The sequence below is a fragment of the Streptomyces akebiae genome, from assembly GCF_019599145.1.
In the GTDB taxonomy this organism is placed as follows: Bacteria; Actinomycetota; Actinomycetes; order Streptomycetales; family Streptomycetaceae; genus Streptomyces; species Streptomyces akebiae.
This window is the reverse complement of the sequence record NZ_CP080647.1, coordinates 8,147,201-8,168,421: the sequence shown is the minus strand read 5'-3', so window position 1 is coordinate 8,168,421 and position 21,221 is coordinate 8,147,201. Positions and strand designations below refer to the sequence as shown.

Genomic DNA, 21,221 nt, shown 5'->3' with positions numbered 1-21,221 from the left:
CACGGCGCGGGTCCCACCCGGCCGATGTGCCGGGTGGGACCTCGCCGCCGGAGCCGCGGGCACGGCGGTCAGCGGGCAGGGCGCACGGGTCAGAGGTCGAGACGCTGCCCGGGGACGATCAGGTCGGGGTCGCCGCCGATCACGTCCTTGTTGGCGGCGTAGACCTGACGCCAGGTGGTCCCGTGCCGGGCGGCGATGCCACTCAGGGAGTCACCCTGCCGGACGGTGTAGTCGCCGCGGGAGGCGCTGCGGTCCGGGTGACCGGCGGAGCGCGACGGCGCCTTCGGGGGCGCCGACTTGGCGGACTTCCCGGCCCCGGAAGCCGTGGCAGATCCGGTGGACCCGGCGGACCCGGCGGAGGCCGATCCGGTGGAGGGCGCGGCGGGCGCGCTGCCGGACGCTCCGGCGCGTCCGGAGCAGATGGGCCACGCTCCCCAGCCCTGGGCGCGCTGGACCTTCGTGGCGATCGCGATCTGCTGGGCCCTGGAGGCCTTGTCGGCGGTGGCCGCGTAGGCGGTGCCACCGTAGGCACGCCAGGTCGAGGCGGCGAACTGCAGACCGCCGTAGTAGCCGTTGCCGGTGTTGATGTGCCAGTTGCCGCCGCTCTCGCACTTGGCGATGCGGTCCCACACTCCGCTGTCGGCCGCCGAGGCGCTACCGGTGACGGCCAGGAGCCCGAGCGGGGCGAGCAGTGCCGCCCCGGCGAGAACCGCCGTCGTACGCGTCTTCAGGGCGCTGCCGCGCGTGGTATCGGCACATTCGGACATGAAGATCCCTCTCCACGGACCCGGGGTCCCCCCGAGCGGGGCGCTTCCCGCGCATGGACGCGGGTGTCGCGCTCCGCCCCGTCCGTCGGAGTGGTGCTGCGCGCTGTCTGGCTCTGCGCGGCCGGCGGACGTACCCGAGCGGTGCTCGTTGCACACGGCCGGGAATGTAGGGAGGTTGACGGGGTGTCAGCAAGCAATCGCCTGTCGTGCGAGGCCAGTTCACCGTTACCCGGGGTAGCAACCAATTCAGGCCACCCATTTCATTCCCTGATTTCCTGATATGTCGGCCGGTGACCTCGACGGCCTGTGACCCACTTCACCGGGCCAACTTCGCCGGACCCTCGGGAAGTTGGCGCGGAGTAACCGATTCCGCCCAGGGATTCACCCTGCGCTTCGGTTGGTTCGATTCCGTTCGTCCTCGGGCGTGACTCCGGCCACAGATCCTCCGTTGTCTTCTGCATGAGCCGGAACCTCCGTGCTCATGGGCCGGGCGCCACCCGGCACCGACACGCACCGCATCCCGAGGAGCCACCCGTGCCGCGCATGCTCGAGGTCAGCGACGAGGTACGCGCCGAGATCGGCGACGAAGAGGCCGACCGGCTGCTCGCCGGAGAGAACGCCCCCGGCGGCTACGACTGCACGTCGTGCCGCACCCCCGGCGACTCCGAGCAGGAGCGCACCAGCACCGTCCTCTTCGTCGGCGACGAGACAGCCGTACTCGCCTTCGCCCACGCCACCTGTCTGCCCTCCCAGGTCGTCCAGGTCACCGAGGAGCAACTGCAGGGCGCCGCCCGTTCCATCGCCGGGGACAGCCAGGCCCAGGCCGCGCCCGAGCAGGCCGTGCTCGGGGTCACCAGCGGACTGATCCTGCTCAGCGGCGAGCTGCACCCGGCGCTGGTCGTCGAACCGACCGCCCCCATCGCACGCCCGGGCACGACCGGCGCGGGCGACGACTTCCTGCCGCTGCTCATCGAGCAGGGCTTCATGCCGCTCCCCCAGATCGACTCCGTGCCTCCCGTGCTGCACGGGTGGTCCGTGCTGCTCGCCATGGGGCAGCTGCACGCCATCCTGCAGCCGGGCACCTCCGGTGGTTCGCCGGTCGCGTGGTGGCAGGCCCATCAGGCGCTGCAGGTCGCCGACGCCTGGCGGGCGGCCGCGAACAAGCATCAGCAGGTGCTGATGTTCGCGGCCCCGGTGGGCTCGATCGGGCGGCAGCCGCGGGAGGATCTGCTGCGGGACGCGCTCGACAAGGCGGCGGCGAACGGGAAGTTGGTGGCGGCCACGCTGCCGCTGGCCGGCACCTGATCGCTCCGGTCGGCGAGCCGTGCCAACCCGGGCCGGAGGCTGAATGGTTGAGGGAGCGCATCTCTTCCGCTGTGGGGTCGTTGGCACAGACGTGCACGCATACGACGCTCCTCGCCGCCAGTCCTATCAGCCGATCCCGTCCATGCGGCCGAATCAGGATCCGTCGGGCGGGCCATCGGCCACGCCCATCTACGACTCGCTCTACGCGGAGTGGGTCAGGACCTATCGCACCCTGCCGGGCGACCGGCACGGGGAGGAGGACCTGGGGTTCACAGGTTTCGGGAGCCTGTCGCACGGCGCCGGCGGACAGCGCGCCACCGGGTCGTTCGCCACCGGGTCGTTCGCCACCGGGTCGTTCGCATCCGGCTCGTACGGCTCCCGGCACGCGGCGGGACACCTGGCCACCCAGCGCGAGAGCCAGCCCGGTCACACGACCACGACGACGGCCGTGTGGCAGCCGGTGGGGCGGATCCCCACCGGGCACACGGGGATGCACCACATCCCGTCCCCGCTGCCCCCGGGTCCACGCAGAGGTCATTGAAGCGGAGCGCAGCACACGAGGAGGCGGCCACCCGGAACCGGGTGGCCGCCTCCTCGTGTCGTGGGAGCGTCGCCTACTTCTTCTTGCCGCGCTTCTCGCGCACCCGCACCGAGATGTGGATCGGGGTGCCCTCGAAACCGAACTCCTCGCGCAGCCGGCGCTCGATGAAGCGGCGGTAGCCCGCCTCGATGAAGCCGGAGGCGAAGAGGACGAAACGCGGCGGCTTGGTGCCGGCCTGGGTGCCGAAGAGGATGCGGGGCTGCTTGCCGCCCCGGATCGGGTGCGGGTGGGCGGCGACCAGCTCACCGAGGAAGGCGTTCAGCCTGCCGGTCGGAACCCGGGTCTCCCAGCCCGCGAGGGCCGTCTCGATCGCGGGGACCAGCTTCTCCATGTGGCGGCCGGTGCGTGCCGAGACATTGACCCGGGGCGCCCAGGCCACCTGACCGAACTCGGTCTCGATCTCCCGCTCCAGGTAGTAGCGGCGCTCCTCGTCGAGGGTGTCCCACTTGTTGTAGGCGATGACCATCGCACGGCCGGCCTCCACGGCCATCGTCACGATGCGCTGGTCCTGCACGGAGATGGACTCGGAGGCGTCGATGAGGATGACCGCCACCTCCGCCTTCTCGACGGCCGCCGCGGTGCGCAGCGAGGCGTAGTAGTCGGCGCCCTGCTGGAGGTGGACGCGCTTGCGGATGCCCGCCGTGTCGACGAACTTCCAGACGACACCGCCGAGTTCGATCAGCTCGTCGACCGGGTCACGGGTGGTGCCCGCGAGTTCGTTGACGACGACGCGCTCCTCGTTCGCCACCTTGTTCAGGAGGGAGGACTTGCCGACGTTCGGGCGGCCGATCAGGGCGATACGGCGCGGGCCGCCGACCGCCGTGCCGAAGGTCTGCTCGGGCGCCTCCGGAAGGGCCTCCAGTACGGCGTCCAGCATGTCGCCGGTGCCGCGGCCGTGCAGGGAGGAGACCGGGTGCGGCTCGCCGATGCCGAGGGACCACAGAGCGGTCGCGTCGGCCTCGCCGCTCGGGCCGTCGACCTTGTTGGCGCAGAGCACCACGGGCTTGTTGGCCTTGCGGAGCAGCCGGACGACCGCCTCGTCGGTGTCGGTGACGCCGACCTTGGCGTCGACGACGAAGACGACGGCGTCGGCGGCCTCGATGGCGTACTCGGCCTGGGCGGCGACGGAGGCGTCGATGCCGAGGACGTCCTGCTCCCAGCCGCCGGTGTCGACGACCTTGAAACGGCGGCCCGCCCACTCGGCCTCGTAGGTGACACGGTCGCGGGTGACGCCGGGCTTGTCCTCGACGACCGCCTCGCGGCGGCCGATGATGCGGTTCACGAGGGTCGACTTGCCCACGTTCGGGCGGCCGACGACGGCGAGGACGGGCAGCGGGCCGTGGCCCGCCTCCTCGATCGCGCCCTCGACGTCCTCGATGTCGAAGCCCTCTTCCGCGGCGAGCTCCATGAACTCCGCGTACTCGGCGTCGCCAAGCTCTCCGTGCTCGTGCTCGGAGGGAAACTGGTCGTTCATGAAGTCCGTACCTCGTAGTTCATCGTGGTGATCGGTGGAGCGTCCGGCTCGTCGGCCGGCTGGTCCACTACTCAGTGTCGCCCAGCGCCCGATCGGACGCCCGGCGTTTTACCGACGGCCGGTGAGCCGCCGGGCATGCTCCAGGTGTGCGCCGAGTTGCTGCTGGATGCGCACGGTCGCCTCGTCCAGCGCTTTGCGGGTCCGCCGCCCGCTGCCGTCGCCCGCCTCGAACGGGTCGCCGAAGACGACGTCGACGCGGGAGCGCAGCGGGGGCAGCCCTTTGATCAACCGTCCGCGCCGCTCGGTGCTTCCCAGTACGGCGACCGGGACGATCGGCGCTCCGCTGCGCACGGCGAAGTAGGAGAGCCCGGCGCGCAGCGAGGCGAAGTCGCCCTCGCCCCGGGTGCCCTCCGGGAAGATGCCGAGCACTCCGCCGTTCGCCAGGACGGCGAGTGCGCGGGTGATGGCGGTGCGGTCGGCGGTCGAGCGGTCGACCTCGACCTGGCCGACGGCGCGCATGAACGGGCCGAGCGGACCGACGAACGCCTCCTTCTTGACCAGGAAGTGCGAGGGCCGGGGCGCCACGCCGATGACCATGGGGCCGTCGACGATGTGGGAGTGGTTGGGGGCGAGGATCACCGGGCCGGTCGCGGGGACCCGCCAGGCACCCAGCACGCGCGGCTTCCACAGCCCGTACATCAGGCCGACACCGATACGCCGGCCCACGTCGGCACCGAGCGCCGAAGGAGCCTCGACCGAGGTCGTCCCGGCCGAGGTCGCCCGGTCCGCCGATGCCTCGCTCACTTCCCCGCCCGCTTCTCCTCGACGAGGGTGACCACGCACTCGATGACCTGCTGGAGGGTGAGGTCGGAGGTGTCCACCTCGACCGCGTCGTCGGCCTTGGCGAGCGGGGAGGTCTTGCGGCTGGAGTCGGCCGCGTCCCGCTTGAGGAGCGCCTCGCGGGTCGCCTGCACGTCGGAGCCCTTCAGCTCGCCGCTGCGCCGGGCGGCGCGTGCCTCCGGGGAGGCGGTGAGGAAGATCTTGAGGTCGGCGTCCGGCAGGACGGTCGTGCCGATGTCCCGGCCCTCGACGACGATGCCGTTCTCGGCGCCCGACGCGATGGAGCGCTGCAGCTCGGTGATCCGGGCCCGCACCTCGGGGACGGCGCTCACCGCGCTGACCTTGGAGGTGACCTCCTGGGTGCGGATCGGCCCGGCGACGTCCGTGCCGTCGACGGTGATGGTCGGCCCGGACGGGTCGGTCCCCGAGACGATCTCCGGCTTGCCCGCCACGGCGGCGATCGCCGAGGGGTCTTCTATGTCGATGCCGTTGCTGACCATCCACCAGGTGATCGCCCGGTACTGGGCGCCCGTGTCCAGGTAGCTCAGCCCGAGCTGCGCGGCCACGGCCTTCGAGGTGCTCGACTTGCCCGTGCCGGAGGGGCCGTCGATGGCAACGATCACTGTGGCGCGTTCCACTGGGGAGCACCTTTCCTGGTCCGAGAGGGTGGGGCGGGACGGAAGACGCCCCGGACAAGGGTACTGGGTACGCGTACCCCGTCCGGCCCTGCCCGGGGCCACGCACCCGGCCCTCGTCGGCCTGCGACCCCGCCCCGGCGCCGTACGGGCCGATCCCTCCCTACTGCCGGATCGCCCAACCCCGCTCCCGCAACGCCCCCGTCGACACCACCGCCGCCTTCGGCTCCACCATCAACCGCACCAGACCCGCCCGCTGCCCGGTGGCGTGCTCGACGCGGACGACCCACCCTCGACGCCGCCCGCGCACCACTCGGCACCCAGACGCCTCCCGGGCACCGGAACAGCCGCGGCGGCCTCCGACCCGAACACCCGCCCCTACTGCCGGATCGCCCAACCCCGCTCCCGCAACGCCCCCGTCAACACCACCGCCGCCTTCGGCTCCACCATCAACCGCACCAGACCCGCCCGCTGCCCGGTGGCGTGCTCGACGCGGACGACCCACCCTCGACGCCGCCCGCGCACCACTCGGCACCCAGACGCCTCCCGGGCACCGGAACAGCCGCGGCGGCCTCCGACCCGAACACCCGCCCCTACTGCCGGATCGCCCAACCCCGCTCCCGCAACGCCCCCGTCAACACCACCGCCGCCTTCGGCTCCACCATCAACTGCACCAGACCCGCCTGCTGCCCGGTGGCGTGCTCGATGCGGACGTCCTCGATGTTGACGCCGGCGGCCCCCGCGTCGGCGAAGATGCGGGCCAGCTGGCCCGGCTGGTCGTCGATCAGTACCGCCACGACCTCGTAGCTCCGCGGAGCGGACCCGTGCTTGCCGGGGACGCGGATCTGGCCGGCGTTGCCGCGGCGCAGGACGTCCTCGATGCCGGTGACGCCCTCGCGGCGCTTGGCCTCGTCGGAGGCTTGGAGGGCGCGCAGGGCCTGGACGGTCTCGTCGAGGTCGGCGGAGACATCGGTGAGGAGGTCGGCGACCGGGCCGGGGTTGGCGGAGAGGATGTCGATCCACATGCCGGGGTCGGAGGCCGCGATCCGGGTCACGTCCCGGATGCCCTGCCCGCACAGCCGTACGGCAGCCTCCTCGGCGTGCTCCAGCCGCGCGGCGACCAGGCTGGAGACGAGGTGCGGCATGTGCGAGACCAGGGCGACGGCCCGGTCGTGGGCGTCGGCGTCCATGACCACCGGGACGGCCCGGCAGTGCGAGACCAGCTCCAGGGCGAGGTTCAGGACCTCGGTGTCGGTGTCCCGGGTCGGGGTGAGCACCCAGGGGCGGCCCTCGAAGAGGTCACCGGTCGCGGCCAACGGCCCCGACTTCTCGCGGCCCGACATGGGGTGGGAGCCGATGTAGGAGGAGAGGTCGAGGCCCAGCGCCTCCAGCTCCCGGCGGGGGCCGCCCTTCACGGACGCCACGTCGAGGTAGCCACGCGCGAGACCCCGGCGCATGGCGTCGGCGAGGGTCGCGGCCACGTGCGCGGGCGGGGCGGCGACGATCGCGAGGTCCACCGGGCCCTCGGGCGCCTCGTCGGTGCCGGCGCCGAGCGCGGCGGCCGTACGGGCCTGCTCGGGGTCGTGGTCGGTGAGGTGGACGATCACCCCGCGCTGGGCGAGAGCGAGGGCGGCTGAGGTGCCGATCAGCCCGGTGCCGATGACGAGTGCGGTTCTCACTGGGCGATGTCCTTGCGGAGCGCGGCCGCGGCGCCCAGGTACACGTGCGCGATCTCGGAGCGCGGCCGGTCGGACTCGATGTGCGCGAGGATCCGTACGACCCGGGGCATGGCGCCCTCGATGTCCAGCTCCTGCGCGCAGATCAGGGGGACGTCGACGATGCCGAGCTTGCGGGCCGCGGCGGCCGGGAAGTCGCTATGCAGGTCGGGGGTGGCCGTGAACCAGATGCTGATCAGGTCGTCCGGGCCGAGCCCGTTGCGCTCCAGGACCGCGGTGAGCAGCTCGCCCACCTGCTCGTCCATGTGCCCCGCCTCGTCCCGTTCGAGCTGGACGGCGCCCCGGACCGCTCGTACCGCCACGACTCTGCTCCTCGCTGGTGTGCATGCCGACTCATGCCGACTCGTTGTACGTCCAGCCTAGTCAGCCCGCCCCGGGCCGGTGCGCGGCGCCCGCCTGCCGAGACGCCCGCCGGGAGGTCGGCGGTGGTGCACCGCCTGCGCACCCCCTGGGGGGTCCGGACGTACGAATCGCACTTTTTGTGGCAATCTCTCCAGGGTTGGGTTCTTCCGCACGTTCGGAGTGACGACATGACGGTGGGTTCGACGCGGCGCACGGTGCTGGCGACCGGCGCGGCGGGCACGGCGGGGCTGCTGGTGGGGTGCGGCGGCGACAACGGCGGCGACTCCCAGGAGGAGACCTCGCCCGGGGACGCCGACACGGGCGGTGCCGGTGAGGAACTGGCCAGGACGGCCGACATCCCGGTGGGCGGCGGCAGGATCTTCAAGGATCAGAAGGTCGTCGTGACACAGCCGCAGGAGGGTGATTTCAAGGCCTTCTCGGCGGCCTGCACGCACCAGGGCTGCATCGTCAGCAGCGTCTCGGACGAGACGATCGACTGCGCCTGCCACGGCAGCAAGTTCAAGATCACGGATGGTGCGGTGGTACGGGGCCCGGCCACGGAGCCGCTGCCCGCCGAGGAGATCAAGGTCTCGGGAAATTCGATTCAGCTGGCCTGAGGCACCACGTACGCTCCCGGGCATGCAGCCCCCGCATCCCCACACCCTGGTCCGCGACCACACGATCTACGCCTGTGTGATGGGGTCGCGGGCCTTCGGTCTCGCGACGGACGACAGCGACACCGACCGGCGGGGCGTCTTCCTGGCCCCCACCGAACTGTTCTGGCGCTTCGAGAAGCCGCCGACCCATGTGGAGGGTCCGGCGGAGGAGCAGTTCGGCTGGGAGCTGGAGCGCTTCTGCAATCTGGCCCTGCGCGCCAACCCGAACATCCTGGAGTGCCTGCACTCCCCCTTGGTGGAGCACGTCGACGCCACCGGCCGGGAACTGCTCGCGCTGCGCGGGGCGTTCCTCTCCCGGCAGGCCCACGAGACGTTCGCCCGCTACGCCCTCGGCCAGTGCAAGAAGCTCGACGCGGACGTCCGTACGCACGGCGCCCCGCGCTGGAAGCACGCCATGCATCTCCTCCGCCTCCTGATGAGCTGCCGTGACCTGCTGCGCACGGGCACGCTCACCGTCGACGTGGGCGACCAGCGCGAGCCCCTGCTGGCGGTGAAGCGGGGCGAGGTGGCGTGGGCCGGGGTCGAGTCCTGGATGGCCCGGCTGGCGACGGAGGCCGAGGAGGCGGTGCACCGCAGCCCGCTGCCGCCGGAGCCGGACCGGGCCCGGATCGAGGACTTCGTCGTACGCACCCGGCACGCGTCCGCCCTGCGAGCGCGCCCGGACCCCGGGACCGACACAGACCTCGGGACCGACACAGACCTCGGGACCGGCTCAGACCCTCGCGGCGTCGAGGCGGACCCGGACGACGAAATCGTGCAGGGCGTCGTACGCGGAGGGGCCCTCCGGGAGCGCTGACAGCGCCTGCTCCTGGTCCAGGACCCCCTGGAGCCGCTCCACGTCCTCCGCGACGCGCTCCTGGTCGACCTCGGCCTTGCCGTGCTCCAACGCCGCCTTCGCCGCGACGAGGTCCGGCAGGTACCCGGGCGCCTCGTCCACCTGCGGCACCAGCGTGGGCAGATGCGCCTGCACCTCGCCGGTGCGCATGAGGTGGATGCCGGTGAGCAGCACACGGAACGTGTAGAGCAGCGGCTTGAGTTCGCCGGTCTTCTCGAAGAGCCGCCACTGGGTGATGGCGAACCCCCGGTAGTGGTGGGCGTGGTGACGGGTGAGGACCCCGGGGGCGAGCGCGACCAGTTCGCGATGCGCCTCACCGGTGTGCACGACGAGCGGGGAGAGCAACTGCTCCAGCACATAGCCGTTGCGGCGCAGCAGCAGCCGGGCGAACTTGCGCAGGTCGTGCGTGACGAGGTCCATCTCGACACCGTCCCGGTCCCACATCCGCGACCGGGTCTCCTCCGGCTCGCGCAGCCCGACCAGTTCGGCCGTGGGCAGCAGATGCACACCGCGCAGGTCCACGTCCGAGTCGCGCGACGGGAAGCCGTACAGGTGGGCGCCGGAGACGGTCGCGAACAGCAGCCGGTCGGGCTGTTCGGCGACCACGGGTGCCAGATCGAGGTCGAGGGCGTCGGTGAGGGCGTCGGTCATCCCTCAAGCGTCCCAGAGGGCTCCCAGCGAGACGAGGTCGCCCTGGTACTCGATCCGGTCGGCCCACTCGGCGGGCCAGGCGTCCGGCCCGTGGTAGGCGCCCGCGAAGGCACCGGTGAGGCAGGCGATGGAGTCGGAGTCGCCCGAGGTGCAGGCGGCGCGGCGCAGCGCGGTGACGGGCTCGTCGACGAAGAGCAGGAAGCACAACAGCCCGGTGGCGAGGGCCTCCTCGGCGATCCAGCCCTCCCCCGTGGCCAGGCAGGGGTCCGTCTCGGGCGACGGGAGCCGCAGGGCGCTCTGCACCCGGTCCAGGGCCTCCAGGCACTCGTCCCAGCCCCGGGCGATGTAGTGCTCGGGCGAGGGGTCCTGGCTGTAGGTCCACAGGTCGCCGAGCCAGCGCGCGTGGTACCGGGAGCGGTTCTCGTACGCGTACGAACGCAGCCGGCCGATCAGACCCATGGGTTCGGCGCCCTGGGCGAGCAGCCGTATCGCGTGGGCGGTGAGGTCCGAGGCGGCGAGCGCGGTGGGGTGGCCATGGGTGAGGGCGGCCTGCAACTGGGCGGCGCCCGCGCGCTGTTCATCGCTGAGCGGGCCGATCAGGCCGAGCGGCGCGACCCGCATGTTGGCGCCGCAGCCCTTGGAGTGGATCTGGCTGGCGAACTGCCAGGGGTGGCGCTCGACCGCGAGGAGGTCGCAGGCGACCAGGCAGGTGTTGCCGGGGGCTCGGTTGTTCTCCGGGGAGCGGGACCACTCCACGAACTCCTTGCGGACGGCCCGCTCCAGCGCCTCGGCGCCGAGTGATCCGCGGTCCATGGCCGTCCGCAGCCCGTGCGCCAGCGCCAGCGTCATCTGGGTGTCGTCCGTGACGATCGCGGGCTTCGGCAGCTCCATCTTCCGCCAGGGGCCGCACTTGGCGAGGATCGACGGAACGTCGTTGAACTCCGTCGGGAAGCCGAGGGCGTCTCCGAGGGCGAGTCCGAGCAGGGAGCCGGTGGCGGAGCGCTTCGTACGGAGCGTCATGGTCATCAGTGCCGTCCTTCCGTGGTGGGTCGCAGCAGCGGCGGGTGCAGGGCGGTGGCCCCACCCGCGCGGTACAGCGCGGCGGGCTTGCCGCGACCGCCGGTCAGGCGGGCGGCGCCGGGCACCTGTTCGACGAAGCCCGGCGTGGCCAGCACCTTGCGCCGGAAGTTGGGCCGGTCGAGCGGAGTGCCCCACACGGTCTCGTAGACCTGCCGCAACTCGCCGAGGGTGAACTCGGGCGGGCAGAAGGAGGTGGCGAGACAGGTGTATTCGAGCTTGGCGCCGACGCGTTCATGGGCGTCGGCGAGGATGCGGTCGTGGTCGAAGGCGAGCGGGCCGATGGCGTTGAAGCGCAGCCACTGGGCCTGCGCGGCGTCACCTCCGCCGTGCGGGACGGGCGGGTCCGGGAGCAGAGCGGCGAACGCGACGGTGACGATCCGCATCCGGGGGTCTCTGCCGGGCTCGCTGTAGGTGCGCAGCTGCTCCAGGTGGAGTCCGGAGTCGTCCTTGAGGCCGGTCTCCTCCGCGAGTTCGCGCCAGGCGGCCTCCTCCGCGGACTCGTCCGGCAGCACGAACCCGCCGGGCAGCGCCCAGCGGCCCGCGTACGGTTCCTGTCCGCGCTCGACGAGCAGCACCTGCAGGGTGCCCGCGCGGACAGTGAAGACGGCCAGGTCCACGGTGACGGCGAAGGGTTCGAAGGCGTACTTGTCGTAGCCCTCGGGTGAGGTCATACCCATCGCCCCCTTTTTATGGTCACCATGACTAATAGTCACCACGACTATAAAGGGATGGGTGCCGGGCCCACAAGCCCTTTACGAGGAAAGGAACGCCAAGAACGGCGTCACGAGCGGCGTCGGGAACGGCAAAGAGCCGGCCCCGACGGCAAAGCGGGGACCGGCTCCTGCTCGAACGCGCCGCGCGCCGCGGCGAGACCCGAGACCTCCGAAGGCCTAGAGGTCGACCTCCTGCATCAGCATCCCGACCTCCGTGTTCGACAGGCGGCGCAGCCAGCCCGACTTCTGGTCGCCGAGGGTGATCGGCCCGAAGGCGGTGCGGACGAGGTTGTCGACGGGGAAGCCGGCCTCGGCCAGCATCCGGCGCACGATGTGCTTGCGCCCCTCGTGGAGGGTGACCTCCACGAGGTAATTCTTGCCGGTCTGCTGCACCACACGGAAGTGGTCCGCGCGCGCGTACCCGTCCTCCAGCTGGATGCCGTCCTTGAGCTGCTTGCCCAGGTCGCGCGGGATCGGGCCCACGATGTGCGCGACGTACGTCTTCTTGACGCCGTACTTGGGGTGGGTCAGCCGGTGCGCCAACTCGCCGTGGTTGGTGAGCAGGATGATGCCCTCGGTCTCGGTGTCGAGCCGTCCGACGTGGAACAGCCGCGTCTCGCGGTTGGTCACGTAGTCGCCGAGGCACTGCCGGCCCTCGGGGTCCTCCATGGTGGAGACGACACCGGCGGGCTTGTTCAGCGCGAAGAACTGGTACGACTGCGTGGCGACGGTCAGACCGTCGACCTTGACCTCGTCCTTCTCCGGGTCGACGCGCTTGCCCTGCTCCAGCACGATCTCGCCGTTGACCTCGACCCGCGCCTGCTCGATCAGCTCCTCACAGGCCCGCCGCGAGCCGTAGCCCGCGCGCGCGAGGACCTTCTGCAGCCGCTCGCCCTCCTGCTCGGCACCCGGGAAGGTCTTGGGCAGCTTGATGTCCTTCTTGCCCGCGTAACGCTCCCGGTTGCGCTCCTCGGCCCGCGCGTCGTACTCGCGCGAGGTCGCCGGGGCCGACCGGCCGCGCTGCTGCTGGGACTGCTTCGGACCGCCCTTGGCCCCGCCGCGCGCCGAGGCGCCGCGCCCGGACTTGGGACCCTCCGGGGAGCCGCCGGGGCCCACGTCGTAACGGCGCTCCTCGGGGCGGGGCTTCTTCGGCCGACCGCCCTGCCTGTCGTCGCGGTCGTTCCCGGCGCCGCGGTAGTTGCCGCGGCCACCACCGCTCCCGCCGCGTCCACCACCGCTCCCGCCGCGTCCACCACTGCTCCCGCCGCGGCCGCCGCTGTTGCCACCACGGCTCCCGCCGTTGTTTCCGCCGCTGTTCCTGCCGCTGCTGCTTCGCATCAAAGTTCCGTCTTGTCGTCTGTGTCCTCGGAATCCGGAGCGTCCGGATCGAACGACGGTACGGCTTCCTGGGTCTCGGCCTCGATCGCCTCCGCCTCCGGGAGGAAGGGCGCGAGCTCCGGGAGCTCGTCCAGGCCGCGCAGGCCCATCCGCTCCAGGAAGTAGTTCGTCGTCCTGTACAGGATCGCACCTGTTTCGGGTTCCGCGCCCGCCTCCTCGACCAGGCCCCGCTGAAGCAGGGTGCGCATGACCCCGTCGCAGTTGACTCCTCGTACGGCCGAGACCCTGCTCCGGCTCACCGGCTGCCGGTACGCGACCACGGCCAGCGTCTCCAGCGCGGCCTGGGTCAGCCGGGCCTGCTGCCCGTCGAGCACGAACCGCTCGACGGCGGCGGCGTACTCGGGCCTGGTGTAGAACCGCCAGCCCCCGGCGATCAGCCGCAGCTCGAAGCCGCGCCCCTGGGTCGCGTACTCGTCGGCGAGCTCCCTGAGCGCCTTGGAGATCTGCCGCTTCGGCCGCTCCAGGATCTTGCTCAGATGCTCCGCCGTCGCGGGCTCGTCCACGACCATGAGGACGGCCTCCAGGGCGGGCTTGAGGTCGAGGTCGGCGACGGTACGCGACCCCGCGGGCGCCTCGGTCGTCTCATCGCTCATGCCTTCGTCTCCTCCTTCGGCGGTTCGGGCGGCCGGTCGAACTCGTCCGTGACCACGGGCTCGGCGTTCCCTTCGCCGCCGGTCCAGCGCACGATGAGGTCCCCGAGGGCCGTCTCCTGGTCCAGCGCCACGGCCTTCTCCCGGTAGAGCTCCAGCAGCGCGAGGAAGCGGGCGACGACGGTCAGGGTGTCGTCGGTGTCCTCGACGAGCACACGGAAGGACGCCTCCCCCAGCTCCCGCAGCCGCGCGACCACGATCCCGGCCTGCTCCTGCACACTCACCAGGGGCGCGTGGATGTGATCGACGTACACCTGCGGCTTCGGCTTCGGCTGCATCGCCTTCACCGCGAGCCTGGCGAATCCTTCCGCCCCGATGCTGATGACCACCTCGGGCAGCAGCTCGGCATGGTGCGGCTCCAGCCCGACGGTCCGGGGATAGCGCCGGGCCTCCTCGTCGAGCCGATGGTTGAAGATGTCCGCGATCCGTTTGTAGGCGCGGTACTGGAGCAGCCGGGCGAACAGCAGGTCCCGGGCTTCGAGGAGCGCGAGGTCGGCCTCGTCCTCGACCTCGGCGGCGGGCAGCAGCCGCGCCGCCTTCAGATCCAGCAGCGTCGCCGCCACGACGAGGAACTCGGTCGTCTCGTCGAGGTCCCAGTCCGGCCCCATGGCCCGGATGTGCGCCATGAACTCGTCGGTGACCTTGGACAGCGCCACCTCGGTGACATCCATCTTGTGCTTCGAGATCAACTGAAGCAACAGATCGAACGGCCCCTCGAAGTTCGCGAGCCGAACCTTGAACCCACCGCCACCGCCGCCTTCGGACCCGCCTGCGGTGCCGGGCTCGGGCTCGGGCTCGGGCTCGGGCTCGGGCTCGGGCTCGGGCTCGGCTGCAGGATCGGCCTCGGCGGGGGCGGCAGCCGTCGGCTCCTCGTCACCCCCGCCTGCGTCGTGGGCAGGCGTTCCGCAGGGCGGAACGGGTGGGCACAACGCCCCACCGGCCTCAGTCGAAGAACTCTCCGCGACCGACGACCCACTCGAAACGGGCTCGACCGGCGGAGCCGTCGGCCCCCTCCCCAGCGCACGCCGACGACCACCGGAACCACCGGAAGCCGAGCCAGAGGAGTCATACGAGGTCATAGCCCCCGCAGGCTACCTCTACCGCCCCCGCAGCCGTCGTACGAGGATGCTCGCGTCCCCACGGGACTCCAGATCCGCCAGCACCACGGCGACGGCCTCCCGGACGATCCGCCCCCGGTCGACGGCCAGCCCATGCTCCCCTCGCAGCACCAGCCGCGCGTGTTCGAGGTCCATGAGCTCCTCGGCGGAGACATACACGGTGATCTTCTCGTCGTGCCGCTCCCGTCCGCTGGGCCGGCGCCCGGAGGCGCGTCCCCGTTTCCGGGGAGCGGCAGAACCTTCCTGCGGCTTCGGCTGCCGCCCGGCGGCGGCCCGCTCGGCCCCCGCCGCGGCGTTACGGCTGCGCGGCTGCTCGCCGTCGGACTCGGCGTCCGCGGCCACATGCTCGGACCCCTCGCCGTCACCGCCCTGCACGGGCACGGACGGCGGCGCGTCCTCCGCGCCGGCGGACCCGTCGCTCTCCCCGGCGGGACCGGGCACACGGGCTTCTCCGCCTGGCCCCCGCCGGGGAGCTGACGGCTGCAGCGCCATTCCCCCTGTCGTACGGAAGAGTTCGTCGGCCCCCGGCAGACTCACTCGGCGTGACACCGGGCGAGCACCTCCCTGGCGAGCTGACGGTAGGCGGCGGCGCCGACGGAGTTGGAGGCGTACGTGGTGATCGGCTCACCGGCGACCGTGGTCTCCGGGAAGCGGACCGTTCGCCCGATGACCGTGTGGTAGACGTGCTCGTCGAACGCCTCGACGACACGCGCGAGGACCTCACGGCTGTGCACGGTGCGCGAGTCGTACATCGTGGCGAGGATGCCGTCGAGCTCCAGCTCGGGGTTGAGCCGCTCCTGGACCTTCTCGATGGTCTCGGTCAGCAGTGCGACACCACGGAGAGCGAAGAACTCACACTCCAGGGGCACTATCACCTTGTGCGCGGCCGTCAGGGCGTTGACCGTGAGCAGACCGAGCGAGGGCTGGCAGTCGATCACGATGTAGTCGTAGTCGGCCATGAGCGGCTTCAGGGCGCGCTGGAGCGTCGACTCGCGCGCGACCTCGGAGACCAGCTGGACCTCGGCCGCGGACAGGTCGATGTTGCTCGGCAGCAGGTCCATGTTGGGGACCGCGGTCTTCAGCAGGACCTCGTCGGCCGACATGCCCCGCTCCATGAGCAGGTTGTAGACCGTGAGGTCGAGCTCCATCGGGTTCACCCCGAGGCCGACCGAGAGGGCGCCCTGCGGGTCGAAGTCGACGAGCAGGACCCGGCGGCCGTACTCCGCGAGCGCGGCACCCAGGTTGATGGTCGACGTCGTCTTGCCGACGCCGCCCTTCTGGTTGCACATCGCGATGATCTTCGCGGGACCGTGGTCGGTCAGCGGGCCCGGGATCGGGAAGTAGGGCAGCGGGCGACCGGTGGGACCGATGCGCTCGCGGCGCTGGCGGGCCGCGTCGGGCGCGAGCGTGGCCGCGTACTCCGGATCGGGCTCGTACTCGGCGTCGGGGTCGTAGAAGTGCCCGTCGGGCAGCTCGTCGTAGTCGGCGAAGTGGTTGTGGACCCCGCCACTTCCGTCGCCGGCCATGGCGTTCACGTGTTGGCCATCCATGCTCTGGAGTGCTGTCGGAGTTAGCCCGGCTGGCTGCTGACTCTGGTGGGCTGCGAAGGTGCGGACAGCGACGGAGCCGACAGCCGCGAACCCCGTGGGGCCCGAGACCGGCGCAGGCATTCCTGGTTGACCACCCCCGGGAGTAAATGTCGACTCATTCACAAGTCGTCTTACCTCCTTGGTGACCAGGAAACTTCTAGATAGGTCAGCGTGGCACCATGCCGACGGTTGGCGACTCTATGGCGTGTCGGCGGTCCGCAGCAACACAATCCGCCGGACCCGGCCCGATGTGTCGGCAATGAAACATGCGGCTGTCAAGGGCGTAGGGCCGTCGCACGGCAGGTTTCACCGGTGCGCGAAACATCCGAACGGTTATGTTCGAGGCGAGTTGCGCGAGTGTCGCAAAGTGACCATACACACATCCGGCCGGACCTTGTCGGGCAAGATCCGGCCGGGAAGGTGCTGTTGACGACCTGTGTTGACGTATCGCCTTTTACCGAAAGGTGACTTAAAGCAGCCGGTCAGCGGGCCGTCGACACCCCGAAGGCGAGTTCGTCGCCGGCGGATCAGCCGAGCAGCGACGCCAACTCGACGTGCTCCAGGCCGTGCGCGTCGGCCACCTCGCGGTAAACGACCCTGCCGTCATGGGTGTTGAGCCCCCTGGCCAGCGCCGGGTCGCGGCGCGACGCCTCGGCCCAGCCGTGGTCGGCGAGTTCGACGATGTACGGCAGCGTGGCGTTGGTCAGCGCGTAGGTGGAGGTGTTGGGCACCGCGCCGGGCATGTTGGCGACGCAGTAGAAGACCGACTCGTGGACCGGGAAGGTCGGCTCGGCGTGAGTGGTGGGCCGGGAGTCCTCGAAGCAGCCGCCCTGGTCGATCGCGATGTCGACAAGGACACTTCCCGGCTTCATCCGCGACACCAGCTCGTTGGTGACCAGCTTCGGGGCCTTCGCCCCCGGGATGAGGACGGCGCCGATGACGAGGTCGGCCTCCAGGCAGGCCTTCTCCAGCTCGAAGGCGTTGGAGACGACGGTCTGGATCTTGGTGCCGAAGACCTTGTCGGCCTCCTTGAGCTTGTTGATGTCCTTGTCGAGCAGGGTCACGTGGAAGCCCATGCCGATGGCGATCTGCGCCGCGTTCCAGCCCGACACACCACCACCGATGACGACGGCCCGCCCGGCCAGCACCCCCGGCACACCGCCGGGCAGCACCCCGCGCCCGCCGTTGGCCCGCATCAGGTGGTACGCGCCGACCTGGGGGGCGAGCCGGCCCGCGACCTCCGACATCGGCGCGAGCAGCGGCAGCGCGCGGTTCGGCAGCTCGACGGTCTCGTATGCGATCGCGGTCGTGCCCGACTCGACGAGGGCGTCCGTGCACTCCTTGGAGGCGGCCAGGTGCAGGTAGGTGAAGAGCGTCTGGTCCTTGCGGAGGCGGTGGTACTCCTCGGCGATGGGCTCCTTGACCTTGAGCAGCAGGTCGGCGACGGCCCAGACCTCGTCGGCCGTGGCCAGGATCTCGGCGCCGGCGGCGACGTACTCCAGGTCCGGGATCGACGAGCCGACTCCGGCGCCCTGCTCGATGACGACCTGGTGGCCGTGGCGCACGAGCTCGTGCACGCCGGCGGGGGTGATGGCCACCCGGAACTCGTTGTTCTTGACCTCGCGGGGGATGCCGACCTTCACGTCGATCACGGTCCTTGGCTCGGAGGGGTGTGGGGGCTCGCACGCACAGGCGGAACATGCCCACGCAATGCAGGACATACCCGTACGCATCTGAGCGCACCGGGAGACACCGCAGGAGAACCGGCGGCGCAGCCAGTCTAATGAAGGTGTCCCCGCTGTCTAGCCTTTCAATGCATCAATCTTTCGCGGATGCACTACGGATTTCGCAGGCGTTAGCACCCTGTTCCGGCTCGATCTCGTTGGTTTGGGGGGCGGGAGCCTCGTCGCCGAGCAGCCGATCGGCCGCCGCGCGGTGCAGCCGGGCCGCCGCCGGGTCGCCGAGCCGCTCCAGGGTGTCGGCGATCCGCAGCTGGATCGCGGCCTGCAGCCGGACGTCGTCGGCGCGCCGGGCCCACTCCGCGGCCTCCTGGCACGTCCGCAGCGCCTCCTCGGGCCGGCCGGCGTACTCCTGGACGCGGGCCATCTCGCTCAACACCCTTGCCTGGCCCGCCACATCGCCGAGCCGACGGTGGCCGGTGAGCGCGGAGCTCCAGTTGCGCAGCGCCTCGCCGTACCGGCCCGCGTAGGTGTGCGCGGCGGCGATCCGGCCGTACAGCCGGGCGGCGTCCTCGCGCTCGTCGCGGGCGAGCCGCTGGGCGAGCGCCCTGCCGTACCAGTCGGCGGCCCGTTCGTAGTCCTCCAGCTCCTGATGGGCACCGCCTACGGATTCCATCGCGCGGCCGGTCGCGTACGGGTCGTTCGCCCGGCGTCCGGCGTCGAGCGCGGCCCGGTAGCGGGCCAGCGCCGACGTCGTACGGCCGGTCCGGGCGTCCAAATCGCCGAGGTTCAGCAGGGCGGCCGCCTGCTCGCGGGGCAGTTCACGGCGCTCGGCGACATCGAGGACGAGCCCGTGCAGGTCGTACAGGTCGCAGGCGGCGGCCCGGGTGCCGAAGTGCGCCACCAAGGCCCGGACCAGCTGCGACATCAGGCGCCGGGCGAGGGTGTCCAGCTCACCGTCGGCGACCGCGAGCCGGGCCGCGGCCAGCAGGGCGGGGCGACTCGCCCGCAGCCACTCCTCGGCGGCCCGGGGGGTCGGGAACCGCAGCGCCTTGGGCATCGCGAGGAGCTTCTCGCGGGCCAGCGGGCTGTCGGTCTCGGTGATGGCGCGGCAGGACTGCAGCAGCCGCACGGTCCGCTCCAGCATCCGCGCGCGAGCCAGCTGCAGCTCGCCCGGCCGCTCCTGGCTCTCGGCGAGGGACCGCAACAGCGGCTGGAGACAGCCGGGAACCTCGTACTGCGGCAGCGACGAGTCGACCTCGTGCAGGAAGCCCAGAGCCACGAAGTCGTCCAGTGTGCCGCGGGCCGTGTCGACCGAGCAGCCGGCCAGGCCGGAGGCGATGTGCGGGTCGACCAGGCCGGCGGGGGCCAGGGCGAGCAGGGGCAGCATCCGCGCGGCGGTGGTCGGCAACGAGCCGTACGACAGTCTGAAGATCTTGGCGAGCGGCGGGCGGTCGTCCTCGTCGGCACGCAGCTGTTTGGCCAGGTCGGAGACGGCGACGGAGGGACGGGCGGCCAGCCAGCCCCCGGCGAGCCGCAGCGCGGCGGGCTGGGCCCCGCACACCTCGGCGAGCCCCTCGGCCGAGCGTGGGTCCACGGTGATGCGCACCGAGCCGCTGAAGCGTTCCAGCAACTCCACGGCGGACTTGGTGTCCAGACCGCCCAGGGTGCACGGCCGGACGTCGGAGATGCCTGTCAGCGGGCCTCCGGAGACCGCCACGACCAGGGAGTCGGGGGTGTCCGGCAGTAGCGCGTCGACCTGCTCGGCGTCGGCCGCGTCGTCCAGCAGGAGCACCACCCGGCGGTCGGCCAGCGCCTCGCGCAACGCCTCGCTGAGATCGTCCTCGTCGGCCCCGGCCGGCGCCGGCAGCCCGAGCCCCTCGAGCAGTTCCCGCGCCGCGCGCTCGACCGGTACCCGGGTGCCGTCGGGCTCGGTGAGCCGGGTCCGCAGCACCCCATCGGGGTAACCGTCGGTAACCTGCCGCACGAGTTCCTCGGCGAGCGCGGTGCGCCCGAAACCGGGCCGGCCGGCGATGAGCAGCACCCGCGCGTGGGGCGCCTTGCGGCCCGCGAGGGTGTTGAGCCCGGCCCGGCCGATGTCGGCCCGTAGTTCCTTCAACTCTCTTGTGCGGCCCAGGAACTGACTGTCCGTGGGGGCGGCCTCGACAGCCGGGGGCCGCCCCGTACCGGACACCCGGGCACCCCCGAGGTCCACCGCCTGATCCGCCACGGGCCACTCTCCCGTCCCACCGCACGAGCAAGCCCGCCGGGACTCCGGTTCGGGCGTTTCCCGAGCCTAGTTCACGCTCTGCGACGATCTGGGCGGAGCGTCGCGGGCAGGTCACCTGATCGGATCAAGCGATCGTAGGACTGATGGTGTGAGGCCGGCATCAGCGCCCCGTCAGGGGCGCGGAGAACTGCGCGACCGGCCACATACGGCCCGCAGCTCATCCACGACCTCGAACACCCCTAGATCTCGAACGGCCGCGCAGGCCACGGCGCCTCGGCCGCCCGCAGCGACTCCACCCCGCCCGCACTCCGCGCGGCCACCAGCGAAAGGACCCCCACCACAAGGCAGTTGTTGTGCAGCTCCCCCGCGAGCACCCCCCGCACCAGCTCGTCCAGCGGCACCCGGGCCAACTCCATGTCGGCCTCCTCGTCCTCCACCTCGAACCGCTGCCCCTCGGCCTCGGAGAGATCCCGGGCCAGGAAGATCCGCACCGCCTCGTCGCAGCCGCCGGGCGTGGTGTAGACGTCGGTGAGCACCCGCCACTCCTCCGCCTTGACGTGCGCCTCCTCGTACAGCTCGCGCTGCGCGGCGTGCAGCGGGTTCTCGCCGGGCACGTCCAGCAGGCCCGCCGGGATCTCCCAGAGCTTCTCGCGGACCGGGTGACGGTACTGCCGGATGACCAGCACCCGGTCCTGGTCGTCGACGGCGAGGACGGCGACGGACCCGGGGTGCACCTGGTAGTCACGGCGGACGACCGACCCGTCGGGCATGACCACGTCGTCCGTGCGCACGGAGGTCTTCTTGCCGACGAACGGAGTCTCGCTCGCCCGGACCTCCCACGCCTCGGCGGTGTCCTTGATCGTCATGTCGACTCGTCCTCCCACACATGCAAAAAGAAACC

21 protein-coding genes and 2 pseudogenes are annotated in these 21,221 nt (G+C 71.6%); 4 read left to right on the top strand and 19 right to left on the bottom strand.

Translation table 11 applies throughout. The features are described from left to right. Positions 1-89: 89 nt before the first annotated feature. On the bottom strand, positions 90-767 hold the full coding sequence (locus K1J60_RS35405) for a LysM peptidoglycan-binding domain-containing protein (RefSeq protein WP_220649765.1): 678 nt from the start codon (positions 765-767) through the stop codon (positions 90-92). A 534-nt stretch (positions 768-1,301) separates the two neighbouring features. Between K1J60_RS35405 and K1J60_RS35400 the strand changes: the two genes are divergently transcribed. Together K1J60_RS35400 and K1J60_RS35395 are read left to right on the top strand one after the other, a co-directional pair. Next, positions 1,302-2,072 (top strand): hypothetical protein, encoded by a 771-nt coding sequence (locus tag K1J60_RS35400; RefSeq protein WP_220649764.1) that lies wholly within the window; start codon positions 1,302-1,304, stop codon positions 2,070-2,072. A gap of 142 nt (positions 2,073-2,214) precedes the next feature. After that, positions 2,215-2,613, top strand: coding sequence for a hypothetical protein (locus tag K1J60_RS35395; protein ID WP_220649763.1), 399 nt, complete (start codon positions 2,215-2,217; stop codon positions 2,611-2,613). A 73-nt stretch (positions 2,614-2,686) separates the two neighbouring features. Here the strand turns inward: K1J60_RS35395 and der are convergent, their stop codons facing one another. From der to aroH, 7 genes and pseudogenes are all read right to left on the bottom strand, one after another. Then, positions 2,687-4,147: a ribosome biogenesis GTPase Der gene (der, locus tag K1J60_RS35390; protein WP_220649762.1), complete on the bottom strand. Its 1,461-nt coding sequence runs from the start codon at positions 4,145-4,147 to the stop codon at positions 2,687-2,689. Positions 4,148-4,255: 108 nt separating this feature from the next. Next, on the bottom strand, positions 4,256-4,951 hold the full coding sequence (locus K1J60_RS35385) for a lysophospholipid acyltransferase family protein (protein ID WP_220649761.1): 696 nt from the start codon (positions 4,949-4,951) through the stop codon (positions 4,256-4,258). After that, positions 4,948-5,625, bottom strand: a complete 678-nt coding sequence (gene cmk / locus K1J60_RS35380; RefSeq protein ID WP_220649760.1) for a (d)CMP kinase — start codon at positions 5,623-5,625, stop codon at positions 4,948-4,950. The genes K1J60_RS35385 and cmk overlap by 4 nt, the downstream gene beginning before the upstream one ends. Positions 5,626-5,785: 160 nt before the next feature. Next, a pseudogene (locus K1J60_RS35375) lies at positions 5,786-5,905 on the bottom strand (prephenate dehydrogenase); the annotation flags it as partial. A gap of 95 nt (positions 5,906-6,000) precedes the next feature. Beyond that, positions 6,001-6,120 (bottom strand): annotated as a pseudogene (locus K1J60_RS35370) (prephenate dehydrogenase); the annotation flags it as partial. A 95-nt stretch (positions 6,121-6,215) separates the two neighbouring features. After that, entirely contained in the window at positions 6,216-7,301 is a 1,086-nt protein-coding gene (locus tag K1J60_RS35365; RefSeq protein ID WP_220649759.1) for a prephenate dehydrogenase, read from the bottom strand. Then, complete coding sequence (gene aroH / locus K1J60_RS35360) at positions 7,298-7,660, bottom strand: chorismate mutase (RefSeq protein WP_033528887.1); 363 nt, start codon at positions 7,658-7,660, stop codon at positions 7,298-7,300. Before aroH ends, K1J60_RS35365 begins: the two co-directional genes overlap by 4 nt. Before the next feature lie 228 nt (positions 7,661-7,888). Here aroH and K1J60_RS35355 point away from each other — a divergent pair, with 228 nt between their 5' ends. Beyond that, positions 7,889-8,317, top strand: a complete 429-nt coding sequence (locus tag K1J60_RS35355) for a Rieske (2Fe-2S) protein (RefSeq protein ID WP_220649758.1) — start codon at positions 7,889-7,891, stop codon at positions 8,315-8,317. A 22-nt stretch (positions 8,318-8,339) separates the two neighbouring features. Then, entirely contained in the window at positions 8,340-9,173 is an 834-nt protein-coding gene (locus tag K1J60_RS35350; RefSeq protein WP_259408063.1) for a nucleotidyltransferase domain-containing protein, read from the top strand. Here K1J60_RS35350 and K1J60_RS35345 read toward each other — a convergent pair. From K1J60_RS35345 to K1J60_RS35295, 11 genes are all read right to left on the bottom strand, one after another. Further along, entirely contained in the window at positions 9,090-9,863 is a 774-nt protein-coding gene (locus K1J60_RS35345; RefSeq protein ID WP_220649757.1) for a nucleotidyltransferase domain-containing protein, read from the bottom strand. The two genes, K1J60_RS35350 and K1J60_RS35345, sit on opposite strands and share 84 nt — an antisense overlap. Positions 9,864-9,866: 3 nt before the next feature. Next, entirely contained in the window at positions 9,867-10,889 is a 1,023-nt protein-coding gene (locus K1J60_RS35340; protein WP_220649756.1) for an ADP-ribosylglycohydrolase family protein, read from the bottom strand. Beyond that, entirely contained in the window at positions 10,889-11,614 is a 726-nt protein-coding gene (locus K1J60_RS35335) for an NUDIX hydrolase (RefSeq protein ID WP_220649755.1), read from the bottom strand. Before K1J60_RS35335 ends, K1J60_RS35340 begins: the two co-directional genes overlap by 1 nt. Before the next feature lie 219 nt (positions 11,615-11,833). Then, complete coding sequence (locus K1J60_RS35330) at positions 11,834-12,994, bottom strand: pseudouridine synthase (RefSeq protein WP_220649754.1); 1,161 nt, start codon at positions 12,992-12,994, stop codon at positions 11,834-11,836. Then, entirely contained in the window at positions 12,994-13,647 is a 654-nt protein-coding gene (scpB, locus tag K1J60_RS35325) for an SMC-Scp complex subunit ScpB (protein WP_220649753.1), read from the bottom strand. The genes K1J60_RS35330 and scpB overlap by 1 nt, the downstream gene beginning before the upstream one ends. Next, entirely contained in the window at positions 13,644-14,783 is a 1,140-nt protein-coding gene (locus K1J60_RS35320) for a segregation and condensation protein A (RefSeq protein WP_220649752.1), read from the bottom strand. The genes scpB and K1J60_RS35320 overlap by 4 nt, the downstream gene beginning before the upstream one ends. An 18-nt stretch (positions 14,784-14,801) precedes the next feature. Continuing rightward, positions 14,802-15,371 (bottom strand): hypothetical protein, encoded by a 570-nt coding sequence (locus K1J60_RS35315; RefSeq protein WP_220649751.1) that lies wholly within the window; start codon positions 15,369-15,371, stop codon positions 14,802-14,804. After that, positions 15,356-16,492, bottom strand: a complete 1,137-nt coding sequence (locus tag K1J60_RS35310; protein WP_220649750.1) for a ParA family protein — start codon at positions 16,490-16,492, stop codon at positions 15,356-15,358. Before K1J60_RS35310 ends, K1J60_RS35315 begins: the two co-directional genes overlap by 16 nt. A gap of 446 nt (positions 16,493-16,938) precedes the next feature. Beyond that, complete coding sequence (ald, locus tag K1J60_RS35305) at positions 16,939-18,063, bottom strand: alanine dehydrogenase (protein WP_220649749.1); 1,125 nt, start codon at positions 18,061-18,063, stop codon at positions 16,939-16,941. Positions 18,064-18,229: 166 nt separating this feature from the next. Then, complete coding sequence (locus K1J60_RS35300; protein WP_220649748.1) at positions 18,230-20,320, bottom strand: tetratricopeptide repeat protein; 2,091 nt, start codon at positions 20,318-20,320, stop codon at positions 18,230-18,232. 239 nt (positions 20,321-20,559) lie between these two features. After that, positions 20,560-21,186: an NUDIX domain-containing protein gene (locus K1J60_RS35295; RefSeq protein WP_220649747.1), complete on the bottom strand. Its 627-nt coding sequence runs from the start codon at positions 21,184-21,186 to the stop codon at positions 20,560-20,562. Positions 21,187-21,221 lie beyond the last annotated feature (35 nt).